Origin of the sequence: Ensifer sp. LC11 (assembly GCF_001695835.1) — a bacterium.
Lineage (GTDB): Bacteria > Pseudomonadota > Alphaproteobacteria > Rhizobiales > Rhizobiaceae > Ensifer.
On the sequence record NZ_MBSO01000047.1, the window covers coordinates 1 to 14,416 of the forward strand.

The 14,416-nt window shown below is 62.1% G+C and carries 9 protein-coding genes; 7 read left to right on the plus strand and 2 right to left on the minus strand.

The window, feature by feature from the left end; genetic code table 11:
- Window positions 1–112 precede the first annotated feature (112 nt).
- Window positions 113–1,645, minus strand: coding sequence for an apoptosis inducing factor family protein (locus tag BBX50_RS25315; protein ID WP_065778056.1), 1,533 nt, complete (start codon window positions 1,643–1,645; stop codon window positions 113–115).
- A gap of 459 nt (window positions 1,646–2,104) precedes the next feature.
- Between BBX50_RS25315 and BBX50_RS25320 the strand changes: the two genes are divergently transcribed.
- The 6 genes from BBX50_RS25320 to BBX50_RS25345 all read left to right on the plus strand — a co-directional run bounded on the left by BBX50_RS25320 (window position 2,105) and on the right by BBX50_RS25345 (window position 10,581).
- The gene (locus BBX50_RS25320; protein WP_065778057.1) at window positions 2,105–3,499 is read left to right on the plus strand and encodes a sulfite oxidase; all 1,395 of its coding nucleotides are present in this window, start codon (window positions 2,105–2,107) and stop codon (window positions 3,497–3,499) included.
- 347 nt (window positions 3,500–3,846) lie between these two features.
- Window positions 3,847–4,608, plus strand: coding sequence for a diguanylate cyclase (locus BBX50_RS25325; protein ID WP_065778058.1), 762 nt, complete (start codon window positions 3,847–3,849; stop codon window positions 4,606–4,608).
- Window positions 4,609–5,055: 447 nt separating this feature from the next.
- Window positions 5,056–6,417, plus strand: a complete 1,362-nt coding sequence (locus BBX50_RS25330) for a TolC family outer membrane protein (RefSeq protein WP_244513229.1) — start codon at window positions 5,056–5,058, stop codon at window positions 6,415–6,417.
- 33 nt (window positions 6,418–6,450) lie between these two features.
- Window positions 6,451–8,628 (plus strand): type I secretion system permease/ATPase, encoded by a 2,178-nt coding sequence (locus BBX50_RS25335; RefSeq protein WP_065778060.1) that lies wholly within the window; start codon window positions 6,451–6,453, stop codon window positions 8,626–8,628.
- A gap of 60 nt (window positions 8,629–8,688) precedes the next feature.
- Entirely contained in the window at window positions 8,689–9,969 is a 1,281-nt protein-coding gene (locus BBX50_RS25340) for an HlyD family type I secretion periplasmic adaptor subunit (protein WP_065778061.1), read from the plus strand.
- Window positions 9,970–10,581, plus strand: a complete 612-nt coding sequence (locus tag BBX50_RS25345; protein ID WP_244513227.1) for a ribbon-helix-helix domain-containing protein — start codon at window positions 9,970–9,972, stop codon at window positions 10,579–10,581.
- A gap of 68 nt (window positions 10,582–10,649) precedes the next feature.
- Here the strand turns inward: BBX50_RS25345 and BBX50_RS25350 are convergent, their stop codons facing one another.
- Window positions 10,650–11,573: a transglutaminase-like cysteine peptidase gene (locus BBX50_RS25350; RefSeq protein ID WP_244513228.1), complete on the minus strand. Its 924-nt coding sequence runs from the start codon at window positions 11,571–11,573 to the stop codon at window positions 10,650–10,652.
- Window positions 11,574–12,071: 498 nt separating this feature from the next.
- Between BBX50_RS25350 and BBX50_RS25355 the strand changes: the two genes are divergently transcribed.
- Window positions 12,072–14,416 (plus strand): VCBS domain-containing protein (locus BBX50_RS25355; protein ID WP_202619045.1); only part of this gene is annotated, 2,345 nt, incomplete at its 3' end.

Genomic DNA, 14,416 nt, shown 5'->3' on the forward strand with positions numbered 1-14,416 from the left:
TGAGCGTCGCTCAGTTCATACCGCCTAACCGCCACCATCGACCTCCGTGCCTAACACGGTATCTTATGAATCAGCGATTAAGCGATTTGGGAATCCTGAATGTCGATTGGTCCTAGGCCGCGCTCTGCTCCATCGCCAGTTCTGCCTCGAGGCTTTCGGTATCGCGGAAGATCGTGGCGACCGCCAGAACGCGTCCGCCACGCTTGAAGCGCAGGAGGCAGTCCCTCGCGGCAACATCGCCCTCCACCTCGATCGCGTCCCATGCCTCGGCATGGCCGACATAGTTGATCGGAATGTCGTAATGCTGGCTCCAGAAGAACGGCACATCCGTGAACTTCTTCCGGCGTCCGAGCATGTTGAGCGCCGCGGCAGCTCCCTGCCGCTGCGCCACCACCCAGTGCTCCACCCTGATGTTTTCGCCGCTGTGAGGGTCGGGCCACCGCGCGATATCGCCGGCCGCATAGATCCCCGGCACGCTGGTCTCAAGATAGGCATCGACCAGGACGCCCCGATCGGTGGCAAGACCGGCCTTTTCGGCGAGATCGATCCGTGGTCGCACGCCGATGCCGGCAACGACCATGTCGGCGGCCAGGGTGCCGCCGCTGTTCAGCCGTACCTCGCCCGCGCCGATGCTCGCGGCGGTATCCCCAAGGTGGAAGACGACGCCATTCTTCTCATGCAGGGCGCGGATGAAGTCGCCCATCTGGGGGCCCAGCACCCGTTCCATCGGCCGTTCCTCGGGCGCCACCATATGCACTTCGACACCGTGGGTCCGAAGAGCGGCGGCAACCTCAAGACCGATGAAGCTGGCGCCGAGCACGACAGCGCGTCGCGTCGCGCCGGTCTGCGCGATGATCCTGCGGCTGTCGGCGAGCGTGCGCAGCGTGTGGACATGAGGCTGGTCGGCGCCGGGTATCGCCAGGCGCACCGGTTCAGCACCAGTCGCGAGCAGCAGTTTGTCGAAGGCGACCCGTGCCCCGTCGGCGAGCACGACCTCGCTGGCACCGGCATCGATGCCGACAACCTTGGTTCCGAGGCGCAGGTCGATGCCGTTCCTGGCATAAAAGCCTTCCTTGCGCAGCGGGATCCAATCTTCGGGAGCCTTGCCCGCGAGATAGTCCTTCGAAAGGTTGGGGCGGTCGACAGGCAGCGCCTCGTCGTCGCTGATCATGACGATGGCGCCCTGATATTGTTCACGCCGCAGTCTCTCGGCTGCGGCAAAACCGGCCGCGCCACCGCCGACGATGACGATCCTTTCCGGAGACACCCCGGCGTCGCCTGCGGGCGGGGCCGACAATGGCTTCTTGCGCTTCTCGCCAACGAAAATCCTCTCGCCGCGGTGCTCGACCGACCAGCAAGCGAGCGGCGACAGCGCAGGCGCGCGCAGGGCCTCTCCGGTGCGCAGGTCGAAGCAGGCGTGATGCCAGGGGCAGCGGACGCTGTCGTCGGCGACGAGGCCGTCGACCAGCGGCCCGCCATAGTGCGAACAGGTGGCAGCAACGGCAAATATCTCCGCTCCGCGACGCACCAGAAGCACGGGCTCGCCATCGCGATGGCCGACCAGCTTGCCGCCATCGGAGAGATCGGTGAGCGCGATGCCGAGGGCCAGATCGGGTCCGCTCGGTTCTGAATGGTGACCGGCCATTTTCTCCTCCCTTAAACGGCAACTGCCGATACCGTCATTGCGACGCTCGGTTACCCCAGCAGGCAGCTTGAATTTTCCGCTATTCCGGCTTGCAGGCAAATGAATTTGGCCCGCAATTGAGAAGAATATTTGAAGTCGGGCGCAGTTGCTCTCGTAACTCAAAATGGACCGCATCGATTTCTGGTTCGAGGGGGAGCCGTCACGAGAGCATGATCCTGAATAGCTGCAGACATTTCGGATAGGACTTGCCAAGGATATCGGGCGAAAGCGCAGCCGGGGCGTGATAAGTTGCATCCGATGCTTGTCTGGTCTCGCCAGGAGGAGGCGCGGTCCTATTGGCATCGTGCAGGCTCTGGAGTGATCTTTTGCAGCGCCGGCAGCGCAATGCGCCCAAGGATCAGGACTGATCGTCTTCAGACCGACCGGACGGTTCCGCGCAGCCCCAGGATGGAGTTGTCGATGCCCTTGTTCATTGTGCACCATCAGCACTCACCCGAAACCTGCCCCGCGCGCGACCCGGCCAAAGGCGCGATGCTGCTGAACCATTTGAGCCGGCCGAGTGCCGCTCGCCATGGTGTGGTGATCAAGGGCGAGGCCGTCGTGAGGGGCTTGCATTCCCTCTTCTTCATTGCCGAGGCGGCGGATGAGACCGTCCTCCAAGCGTTTCTGGCGCCTTTCCGTCAAGCCGGGGAGGTCGAAGTGATCGCGGCGATGTCGTGCGCCGCGGTGGTTTCGAGCGGCGGCTGCGATGCCTGCCCGGTGGACGTTTCTGCCGCGTTGCTCGACCCCGCAGACGCTTGCCAGGATGCCATCGAGGCTGGGCTTCTCATTCATCGCGTCAATCCCCTGAACGGCGAGACGTCGGTGCCGGACCTTGCGGGCGGGGCAGTGATGCCGAACGGTCGGTTCTACCTGCGCAACCACTTCGAAATCCCGAGCCTCGACGGCGACAGCTACAGGCTTTCAGTCGGCGGGCTGGTCGAACGGTCCCTGAGCCTGAGCCTGAGGGAGCTTCACAACCTTCATGCTGAAAGCTTCGTGGTGACCCTCGAATGCGCCGGCAACGGCCGCAACCTGTTCGATCCGGCCGTGCCCGGCGAAGCCTGGGGCCTTGGTGCCGTCAGCACCGCCGAATGGACCGGCATTCCCCTGATCGAAGTGCTTGAACGAGCGGGCCTGCGACCCGGTGCGACGGAACTCGTATTTCGCGGTGCGGATAGCGGGCTCGTCGAAGGGCACGATGCGCCGGTTCGTTTCGAACGTGGCCTCAGCCTGGACCAGATTCGCGAAACGGACGCGCTTCTTGCTTACGAGATGAACGGTGAGCCACTGTCATCACCTCACGGCTATCCGTTGCGGCTGATCGTGCCTGGCTGGTATGCGGTGGCGTCCGTCAAGTGGCTGACCGAGATCGTCGTTACGGATGAGCCCTGCAAGGCCCACTATCAAACGGAAAAATACTGGTACCAGTGGCCTCGGAACGGGCGCGAGGAGCGTGCGCCGGTGAAGCTTATGAACGTGCGAGCGCTGATATCGTCGCCTGACCAGGGGGAGAGCCTCCCGCGCGGCGAGACCGCGATCCGTGGTGTCGCGTGGTCGGGCGCCGGGAGCATATCCAGGGTCGATGTGAGCCTGAACGGCGGCCCGTGGCGCGCAGCGCGCCTCGTTGGCGAAGGGCGGCGTGCTGCATGGCAATGGTGGGAACTGATCACGCCACTTGAGGAGACCGGGCCGCTCACCGTGCGGGCGCGGGCCACCGACATGGCGGGGCGGACACAACCCGAGTGCGCTGAGTGGAACCGTCTCGGTTACGGTAACAACTCGATCCACGCGGTAACAGCGCAAGTAATCTGAAGGCGCGCCTCTTTCAAACTGGAAAAGGCAGACCGAACCGGATGCCGCCTGAATGCAAGAGCGGTTGCTCGTCTTTTCGGGTATTGGCCGACCTATCAGCTTGGGAGCGCCGCGCGTGGTCGGCTCCTCGCGGTGGCTGAAGCCCTTTGTCGCATGCTTCCCCGTGTCGTGATCGATTTTGAGGGTGTGGTGAGTATGGCCGATTTGCGCTGGCCGTGGATGATATCCCGTTTTGGTGCAATTTCCCTGGACAACAGATGCACTGCATAAAGTTGTAGGTACCATCGAAATGGAATATCCATAAACTCGCGCTAGACCGATTGTCATTGGTGAATCGGGAGCGAGGCATGCAAAGAGACGTGCAGTTCAACGGGCAGAAAGATTGGCGGATCGCGCGATATGCCATCGGCGGCATTGTTGGGTTCGCTGTGCTTGCTCAGGTTCTAGTCTATGTCAGCTTGGTCGCCCTGGTCGACCGACCCTATGCGGCTGCGGTCGTCGGCGCGGCTCTGATCTCGCTGTTGATGGGCGTGCCACTGATTGTTCTGGCAGCGACGCAGTTTCGCCGGGCCCAGCGCCTGCGCAATCAGATCAACCACGTGGTTGCCCATGACGCCACGACGGGCTGCGTCACCGGGCGCGGGCTCGTTCAGCAGGTCAATGGCCTCGAACGTCGCCGTCAGCGTGGTGGCGAGGAGCTCCACGGGGCGCTCATCCATCTGAGAATCAACAATCTTGACGATGTCGGCGCAGCTTTCGGCCCGGCCTGGAGCGAGGAACTGCTGCAATTCGTCGCCTCGACGATCAGCACATCGGTGCGACGCGACGACATTGTCGCGCGAACCGGACCGGCAAGTTTCGACGTCCTGCTCATCGGCGCAAGCGAGGCGGATGCGGAGCAGGTTTCCACCCGCCTGACGAAGGCGCTCTCGGCGGCGCATTTTTCGGCCGATGGCAGCAAGGTCGATCTTGAACTCAGCGTTGGCGGTGCATTGTTCGACGGCAGCGTCGATCTCGAGCGATTGCGCCGGGCCGCGGCCTCCGAGACCATCACGGTCGCCGCTGAGGGCACCCAACGTGTCGATTTCGTACGCCTACCTTCGGCCTGAGCTACTCGGGTGGACGCTGCTTGTGCCAGAGTGGCATGCAACTTTCGCTCGCAGTGGCTGAGATGAAGTTTAGTAGTCGCGCTCACGTTGTGAGTTGACGTGACCATTCGTGAGCCAGAGGCATCTGCTCAACTGGAAGGCTGAGAACAACTTACATGTTTCCAATAGGTTACTGGAAATCTTGGGCGCTTCGTGGCTGTTCCATTTTTGCAACATAGCCGTGCGAAAGGTTGCGGCTTCCTGGAACCACCCCAAAATTGGTAGCCGCCCTATATTACCTTTGTATTATCTATCGATGAATTAAGGCAGTTGTGGCGTACGCTTGGATTAGCCGGCATCGTACTGATTGCGAGGGGGATGGTATTGAAAGTGGGGAAAACTCTTGGGGGCGGGCTGCTTTCCATTCTGCTCGCGTCAACCGTGTTCGCGAGTGGTGCAGCCGAAGCGATGACGCTCAGAGAAGCGCTTCAGATTGCGATGGAATCGAACCCGGAAATCGGTCAGTCGATCGAAAACCGTGAGGCGATCGAGTTCGAGCTGCGTCAGGCGCGCGGTCTCTATCTGCCGAGCGTCGACGTCGAAGCTTCGACCGGCGTGCGGCATCTCGAGGACAGCAGCCGTCGGCTAGCGTCCATCGAGGACGACCCGCTCTATCCTTCCGACGTCGGCCTGACCATTACGCAGAAGCTCTTCGATGGCGGCGGCCGTCGTGCCGAACTGGAGCGCCAGGCGGCACGTGTCGACAGTGCCTCGTTCCGTGTCCTCGAGCGTTCCGAAACGATCGGCTTGCAGATCGTTCGCGAGTATTTCGAGTATATTCTCCAGCAGCAGATCGTTGCGGAAGCACGCAAGAATGTCGGTGTGCACCAGTCGATCCTGTCGGATATCAGCTCGCTGATTTCAGGCGGCGCCCTGACTGAGGCGGATCGTCAGCAAGCAAGCGAACGCCTGCTGGCGGCGAAAGCACGCCTGCAGGAAGCGGAAGAAGCATTCGATACCGTCAAGATCAGCTTCAACCGGCTGGTCGGACAGCCGCTCACCAAACCATCCATGCCGAAATCGGTCGCAGGCGCTTTGCCGAAGACGCTGGAGACAGCGATCGGCATTGCCCGCACCAACAACCCGCGCATCAAGGCCGCCGACTCCGACATCAACGTCGCGGACTCGCAGGTCAAGGCCGCACGTTCGGACATGCTGCCCGAAGTCTTTGCCGAGGGCCGAGTGCGTACGGGCAACGATATCGATGGCTCGACCGGTAACACCTGGGACGCGCAAGGGCGGATCGTTGCGAAGTGGAATCTCTATCGCGGCGGCATCGACGTCGCCAACGAGCAGGAGCAGATGCGTCGGGCGAGCGAACAGCGGCTGGTCTTCCACCAGGCGCACCGCGAGGTCGAGGAAGCGGTGCGCATCTCCTGGGAGCGCCGCGGCAGCCAGTATGACATCGCCCGCACGCTTAACGCGCAGGCGCAGATGAACGTGCAGCTCGTCGAGTCCTATCGCGAGCAGCTTAAGGTCGGCCAGCGTTCGTTGCTCGACGTGCTCGGCGCGCAGAACTCGCGTTTCAACGTCAGCGTCCTCGCAAAGACCGCGCAGTACGCGGCGCTGTTCGCCGAATACCGGCTGCTTGCGGCGACGGGCCAACTCCTGCCGACGATGCGGATCAAGGCGCCGGCGCAAGCAGAAGCCTATGCGCGCAACGAGTTCAATGTCCCGGATGCGCCGGCCACGGAAACCTATCGCCGTGTCCCTTCGCGCCAGACGAACGACTTGCCGCTCGACTTGTTGGCGCCGATCCGGCAGAAATGATAGTCCTCGGTAGGGCGGACACAACTGGTGGTAATGCAAGGCATTGACAGGCATGTGCAGATTGGCCCGTCTCTGACCGGCTTTTCCGAGGCGTTCAAGGAGATTTGCATCTTCTTGAACCGCCCCTCGTCAGACAGTGTGCTCTATTCTGACGTACCGTTCGACGCTCGGTTGCCGAGCGCGGAGGACGTCTCCCGCACCGCCGAGCGAGTCGGCCTGGAAACGGAGCTCGTTTCCGCGCGTGCGATCGGCAATCGTGATTTCGTGTTCCCGCTGCTGCTGGTCTTTCGCGATGGCAGCGCCATGGCGTTACTGGAAGAGGCGCCCGATGGAACGCTGAGCCTTTCCAACAAGGTGGCGGCGCCCGCCGAGGCGGTGGCAAGGCTGTCCGACCTCCAGCTCGGGGGGCTCGCCTATGCCGTGTCCTTTTCGGCCACCTATCTCAACGTCGCGTCTGGCCGCGGCGTCGGCGAGGCGCGCAACATCGACCGCCGGCATTGGCTGACGTCCACTGTCAAACCCTTCTGGCAAGCCTATGTGCAGGTCGCGATCGCGGCATTCTTCATCAACGTTCTAGCGCTCGCCGCGCCGCTCTTCACGATGAATGTCTATGATCGCATCCTGCCGAACAAGGCGATCGCGACGCTCTGGGTGCTTGCGCTCGGCATCAGCACCGCCATTCTCTTCGACTTCCTGCTGAAGACGGTCCGCGCGGCGCTGATCGACTATGCCGGTCGCAAGGCAGATCTAAAGCTCTCCTACATGCTGTTCGAGAAGATCCTGCACGCGACCCTGGCATCGCGGCCGCCTTCGACCGGTGAATATGCCAACCGCGCGATGCAGTACGAATTCGTTCGGGAATTCTTCACCTCGAACACGATCAGCACCATCATCGACAGCCTCTTCGTCTTCGTCTTCATCGCAGCCGTCTATGCCGTTGCCGGCTGGATCGCGCTTATACCGGCGGTCGCCTTCCTCTTGAGCCTCTTGATCGGCTATGTCGCGCAATACAAGATCGGCAATCGCGTCGCCGCAGCTTCGAATGAGTCAGCCCAGCGCCAGGCGTTGCTGGTCGAAACGATCAGCGCGATCGAAACGGTGAAGACGCTGCATTCGGAAAAACAGCTGCTTCGCCGCTGGAACGAGCTTGCCAAGCATTCCTCGAACACGTCCGAGCAGATCAAGGAGATTTCTTCCTGGGCCTCGCACGCGACGCAGTTCGTGCAGCAACTGGTGACGGTCTGTATCGTCGTGGCCGGCGCCTATGAGTTCACCGAAGGCAAGATTTCGTCCGGTGCGATCATCGCCGCCAGCATGCTTGCCGGCCGCGCCGTCGCGCCACTCGGCCAGGTCGCCATGACCCTGGCGCGGCTTCGTCAGGCCATTTTGTCGCTGCGGATTCTCAATGCCGTGATGGAGCAGCCGGAGGACCGGCCCGACACCATCGGTTTCGTCAATCGCGAGATCCGCAACGGCAGCATCGCCTTTTCCAATCTCGACTTTGCCTATCCCGGAACGGACCACAAGGTGGTCAGCGGCATGAACGTGACGATCAAGGCGGGCGAGCGCGTCGGCATCATCGGCCGCATCGGTTCCGGCAAGACGACGATCGGTCGGCTTCTGGCGGGTCTTTACGCGCCGAGCGCCGGTCGCATCCTGCTCGACGGCGTCGATATCCGGCAGTTGCATCCTTCCGTCGTTCGTTCGGCGGTCTCGTTCGTGTCACAGAATTCCGACCTCTTCTCCGGCACCATCAAGGAAAACCTGCTGATGGCGAACCCGACCGCCAGCGATGAAGAGGTGGTTGCGGCAGCGAGACTCGCCGGCGTCGACGATTTCGTCTCGCATCATCCGCGCGGCTACGACATGCCGGTGGGAGAGCGCGGCTCACAGCTTTCCGGCGGGCAGCGTCAGGCGGTGGCCATCGCCCGGCTGTTGCTGCGCAAGCCGAAGGTTGTGTTCCTGGACGAGCCTTCCGGCGCGATGGACCTCGCCAGCGAGCGCGAGCTGATCAACAAGCTTTCCAATGTCTTCAGCAGCGACGTCACCCTTTTGATCTCGACCCACCGCCACAGCATGCTGAGCCTCGTCGACCGGCTGCTGGTTCTCGATCGAGGGCGCATCGTCGCCGATGGCCCGAAGGCTGCCGTCATCGAGCAATTGCAGCGGCGTTCCGGTCCTGCTGGACCGGCGGAGGGGGCAGGGCTATGACGCGCGCTTTCGGCGCGATGGCGAAATGGGGTTGGTCCGCAAGGCGCGGAGGGGGCCTATATGACTGAGAAACCGCCACTGGCCGCGCGCGCCGGATTGCTGGTCATCGGCCTGCTGATCAGTTCCTTTGTCGCCTGGGCAGCGATCGCCGAGGTCGACGAGATCGCCCGTGGCGAAGGAAAGGTCATTCCTGTCTCGAAAACGCAGATCATTCAGTCGAGCGAACCCGGCATCGTGCGCGAGATCGCGGTGCAGCCGGGACAGGTCGTGCGCCGCGGCGATCTGATCCTGCGGCTGGACGATACGGCAAGCGGCTCTTCCTTGGGCGAGCTCGAAGCCAAAGCCCGGTCGCTGGGCGCGCAGATCGCGCGGCTGGAACTCGAAGAGACCGGTGACTACGACACCAGGTACAGGTGCCCGGAGGATATTGCCAAGGTTGCGCCGGCCATCTGCGCTAACGAGGAGCAACTGCTTAAGGCCAAGGCAGGCAACTTCAACAACAAGCTGTCGGTCATGCAAGCCCGCGAGGGACAGCGTCAGAAGGAACTGGCGGAAGCCGTGGCCAACATTACCCGGTTGACCGAGAGCCTGAAGGTGACTGAACGGGAGCAGGGGCTGCTTGAGCCGATGGCCAAGCGCAAGCTCGTCGCGCAGACGGATCTGCTTCGGGTCGAGAAGGAGTTGACGGACACAAGGGGTCAGCTCGCCCTCTGGAAGGAATCTGTCGGCAAGCTCGAGGCAGCGCTCAAAGAAGCATCGCTGCAGGTGATAGAGCTCTCGCTGCAACTGAAGCAGGAGGCCCTGGCGGAGAAAACCGAGGCGCTTTCCCAGCTCTCCGTCATCGAGGAAACCATCCGCGGCGCCACCAGCCGGGTCGCCAATACGGACATTCGTTCACCGGTCGACGGCATCATCAATACACTCGATGTCAACACGGTCGGCGCCTACGTGACGCCCGGAGCGGTGATCGGTGGGGTCGTGCCGACATCGGAGACGCTGCTTGTCGAGGCGCGGCTTTCACCGCGGGACGTCGCCTTCGTCCGGACAGGCCAGCCGGCGTTGATCAAGGTCTCGGCCTATGACTTCTCGATTTATGGTGGCCTCGGCGGGGTGGTCGAGACCGTCAGCGCTGACAGCCTCGTCGACCAGAACAACGGTGAGACCTACTATCTCGTGCGCGTCAAAACCGACATGGCGGCACTCGTGAAGGATGGGCGCGAATACGCGATCATGCCGGGCATGATTGCCTCGCTCGACATCATGACCGGAAAGAAGACGATTCTTGCCTACCTGATGAAGCCGATCAACAAGGCCCGCGAGGAAGCTCTGCGGGAGCGCTGAATGATGAGCGAAACGCAGCCCTTCCCGATTGAGGAGGATCTCAGGGCGCTTCGGTTCCGCGTCGTTGCCGTCGGGGGACAACGCCGCGGGATCAAGCTCGAGGAAATCTACTGGCAATGTCTCGGCGAGCTTGCGGTACGGCAGGGGCGCCGGCTGGCCGACATCGTTGCAGCCTGCGAAAAAGAACTCGAAGGCGAAGGCAACCTGACGGCGCGTCTGCGCTATGTCGCGACCCGGTACCTTCACGATGAACTCGGGACGGCCAAGAAGCGCAGCAGTTTGGCGGCCGTTGCCAGTCAGGTCCGTGCCAGCCCGTCGCCAGCCTTCGCGCTTACCGGAAACAAGCATATCATCGCCTATAACCCTGCGTTCCTCTCCTTCGTCCAAACGCGTGTGCTGCGCGCACAGCAGCCTCAAGTGGCGCGTGGCCTGAGGCTTTCGTTCGACGTCCAGTTCATCGATCTTGTCCACCGCTTGAAAGCGGCGCCCGGGGAGCCGCAACCGGCGGGCTTCACCATCGGCGTGCAGGGGCAAGTTACGCGCGGTAAGCTCAACGCCGCGCTGGCCCCGCTCGTGGACCAGGACGTGATCATCGGCTTCATTTTGGGTTGATTGGCGTGCGCCATTGCGGACGCTCATGGCAAGGTCGTCACGCGGATCCTGCGTGGTGAAGGCGGAGTTCAGCGAATGGCGATGCCCTCACCCGGCATGACATCCGCGAGAGGTGCTGCGGAGGCGACCTTGTCGCCGGTGGTTTTAATGCCATGGATCCAGGAGCGATCGGCGCTGACCGAAAACAGCGGCTGATAGCTCGGCAACGCGCGATCGAGCTTCACTTCGTCGCTAAGGTTGTCGAGGATGAAGTGGCCCTGGCTCGTCGTGATTGCGAGCACCGCATGGTAAAGGTTGCGTCTGACATCGCGCAGAACCACGATCGACATGGCTTCCGACGGCAGCCCCGCCGCCTTCAGGGCAGCCATCTTCAGGATGGCATAGTCCTCACAGTCGCCCTTGCCGCGGGCAAGAATTTCGTCCGGCGTCGCCCAATAGTCCTTGGAGCCGTAGTTTTCCGCGTCCGGCTGGTAGCGCACGATCCGGTTCACGGTCCGATTGATGCCGCTGATCTTCTGGCGGAAGGCGAGGCTGTTCGCATTTTCCACCGCCTTGCCGAGAATGTCGCGAGCGGCGCAACCGCTCTGCTGTTCGCAGTGCTTGAAGTCCGCCGCCGCGACTGCCGGGTAGACCGTCTTCCATTTGCGGGCAACGGGGATCGACGAGACCCGGAATGCAACGGAATGGAAAACGGCGGACGGTTCCGACTGTGCCGGTGCCTGGGTGCTAAGATCGGGGCGGGTCGTCACTGCCACGTTCTGTACGAGCTGACCGGCGCGCGCTTCGGAGGCCCGCTTCGACCAGGTGCTGACGGTCTCCGTCGCGACGGCAGCGAGCGGGCTCGCCAGGTTCATCATCTGCTGCAGGAGGCCAGGGTTGAGCATCACCGGTTCGGCCTGCGTGGGTGACGTCGAGAAAAGCGACACCAGGCCGATCGCGAGCGCTGAAGTCTTCAGGTATTTTCCGCAGTGCTTCCAGCTTTTCTTGTTCATCGCCGTGTCTCTCGGTTTCTTGAGGGCACTGTACGAACGAAAAGAAAAATGCTGGTAAAGTGGTATGTATTATTTAGTGTGCTTCGAAATAATACGTTTTGTGTAAAATTTTATTCAAATTTTATACTTGTGTATTCTTGTAGGGCAGGAGCGATTCTACTTCGTGGAAGGCGCTGTCTTCATAACCATCGCTCGTCGCGCCGACTGCTGGTCACAGCGTTTGCTGGACAAATGCTTTTGGGTTGTCGCTCGACAATAGGGAGCCTTCAACGGTGCAGACGTTGTGGTCGCCGAGCGGGAACGGAGGCTGTTTTATCGCGGGTGCTGGTCGCCGGACGGTTTTCCGATCGGTGACCAGAAATACTAAATTTGTACTAACATCACCATTTTTGGGTATTGGCATAACATATTATGCTGTTTTAGCCGAAGCTCTTCGGCTTCGATTGCGATCTCGAAAGCTTGGTGTTTTCTTGCCCGCAAAGGTCGAGGGGTATTTCCATGGCAACCGAAGGCAACACAATTTCCAACGAAGCCGCCGCAACGCAGGCAGAGGCAATCGAGTTCCGCAACGCGCCGGACGGCAAGGCTGACCGACTGGTGGCGCAGGCCGCTCCCGCGGGAGAACCAGAACTCATCGACCCGGCAACCGGCGCGGCCGTGAAAGGTGCAGAGCCCGCGCCTCAAACGCCGCCGATGCCGGCTGAGATCAGCGCCGACGCCTCGAATGTCGTGCATCTGCCCGCAGGCGCTTCGATCGAAAAGATCAAGGTCGTGGGAACGGATATCGTTCTGGAACAGCCTGACGGTTCCACGATCACCATCCACAACGCGGCATTGAAGGTTCCGACCTTCCTGATCGGTGATGCCGAAATCCCGCGTGAAACCCTCGTCGCCGTACTCGGCGAAAACGGTATCAACGTCGCGGCCGGCCCGGACGGCAGCATCAGCGTCGTCTCGAACCAGAGCAGCGGTGGCGAGTTTGCCGAGGCCAATGGCGACATCGGCCAGGCCGGCCCGGTCATTGATCTGCTGGCGCCGACCGCGCTTGAATTTCCGGCGCTTGAGACCACCGAGCTGCCGATCCTCGATCCCAATGACGCTCCGTCGATCATTCCTGACGGCAACAGCGACCCCAGCGGCGTCTTTGTCAGTGACCGGCAGGTTGATGAAGCGGGCCTCGCAAGCGGATCGCGCGCCGGTGATGGCAGCGCGTCGGTCAATGGCACCTTCACCATTTCCGATCGGGATGGCGCCGGAGATATCGCCAGCCTGACGATCAACGGTCAGACCTTTGTCATTGGCACTCTCGTCGGGCAATCGGTTGCGGGCCAGTTCGGCGTGCTGACCATCACTGCTTTTGATCCCGCGACCGGCGTTGCGCAATACAGCTATGAATTGACGAAGCCGGTTACCGGTTCGGGGGTGAACCCGGGCGCCAATGTCGAACAGGACCGGGATATCTTCAATCTGACGGTCACCGACGGTGACGGTGCGACCGGCACGGCCACGCTGCGCGTCGATGTCGTTGACGACGTTCCTGTGATCGGCATCACGGATCCTGAGGCGGCGCAGGTAGTCGAAGGTCAGCAACTGAGCGGCAACTGGACCCTGACTGAGGGTGCCGACGGCGTCGGCACGGTTGACGTAACGGTCGGCAACACGACGCAGACGCTGACGTTGACGGCGGGCCAGAAGGTGGAGTTCACGCTCGCCGAGGGCACGCTGACGGTCAATGCGGACAAGACCTGGTCGTTCCAGGCGGCGAGCAACCTCAACAATGCCAGCGGCCTCGACGTCACGTTCTCGCTGTCGGCGAAGGACGGCGACAACGACACGACGAGCGACAGCCAGACGATCAAGGTGACGGACGGCGCCGGCCCGTCGGTTGATCCGCTTGCCGCATCCGCATCGCTGACACTCGACGATCAGAACCTTGTGAACGGCTCGACGCCGGCCGGTGGCACAGAGACAAGCAGTGGCACAATCGGCTTTGTCGCCGGTTCGGATGCAATTGCGAAGATTGCGTTCGGCGACATTGGCGGGCTGACTGGTGCGCTGACCTGGGATCGTGTTTCCGATACCCAGATCGTCGGCCGGGCAGGCAGTATAGCGATTGTGACGCTCGACCTGGTTCGCGCCGGCGATAGCGCAACGGTGACGGCAACTTTGAACGGCAACTACGCCAGCCATCCCGGCATCAATTCCGACGATCTTGCGAACCTCGGCCAGGTCACGGTGGTCGCAACCGATACCGACGGCGACAAGGCCGAAGGCACGGTGACAGTCTCCGTCTCGGACGACGTGCCTCTCGCTGCTGCCGACGCAGACAGCGTGTCAGAAGATGGCGTTCTGGCTGCCGATGGCAACGTGCTGACCGGTTCGGGCGGCACGGACGCGAACGGAACGGATGGCGCCAAGGATGTAGCGGGTGCAGACGGCGCGAAAGTGACCTCCGTTTCATTTGGTGGCACCCCGGGCCTGGTCGGCGGTTCGACGACGGGTCAGTACGGCGCGTTGGTGCTTGGTTCCGACGGCAGCTACACCTACACGCTCAACAACTCGAATGCCGGGGTCCAAAGTCTTGCCGCGGGCCAGGCGGTGACGGACACATTCACCTACGAGATCACCGACGGCGACGGCGACACGTCGTCGGCGACGGTGACGATCACGATCACCGGCACCAACGATGCGCCGGTGATCACCTCGGGTGTGCAGAGCGGTGCTGTGACGGAGATCACCGACAAGGCGGCTGACGAGAATACGGTGACGCACGCCCAGGGCGGCGCTGTTGCCTTTGCCGACGTCGATACGCTCGACACCCACAGCGCCAGCTTCACGGCCGG

Excerpts from the sequence above, each read along its gene's own strand:
- BBX50_RS25350 (WP_244513228.1), bottom strand. The coding sequence starts at position 11,573 with ATGAACAAGAAAAGCTGGAAGCACTGCGGAAAATACCTGAAGACTTCA.
- BBX50_RS25335 (WP_065778060.1), top strand. The coding sequence starts at position 6,451 with ATGCAAGGCATTGACAGGCATGTGCAGATTGGCCCGTCTCTGACCGGC.
- BBX50_RS25325 (WP_065778058.1), top strand. The coding sequence starts at position 3,847 with ATGCAAAGAGACGTGCAGTTCAACGGGCAGAAAGATTGGCGGATCGCG.
- BBX50_RS25330 (WP_244513229.1), top strand. The coding sequence starts at position 5,056 with ATGACGCTCAGAGAAGCGCTTCAGATTGCGATGGAATCGAACCCGGAA.
- BBX50_RS25315 (WP_065778056.1), bottom strand. The coding sequence starts at position 1,645 with ATGGCCGGTCACCATTCAGAACCGAGCGGACCCGATCTGGCCCTCGGC.
- BBX50_RS25345 (WP_244513227.1), top strand. The coding sequence starts at position 9,970 with ATGATGAGCGAAACGCAGCCCTTCCCGATTGAGGAGGATCTCAGGGCG.
- BBX50_RS25320 (WP_065778057.1), top strand. The coding sequence starts at position 2,105 with ATGCCCTTGTTCATTGTGCACCATCAGCACTCACCCGAAACCTGCCCC.
- BBX50_RS25340 (WP_065778061.1), top strand. The coding sequence starts at position 8,689 with ATGACTGAGAAACCGCCACTGGCCGCGCGCGCCGGATTGCTGGTCATC.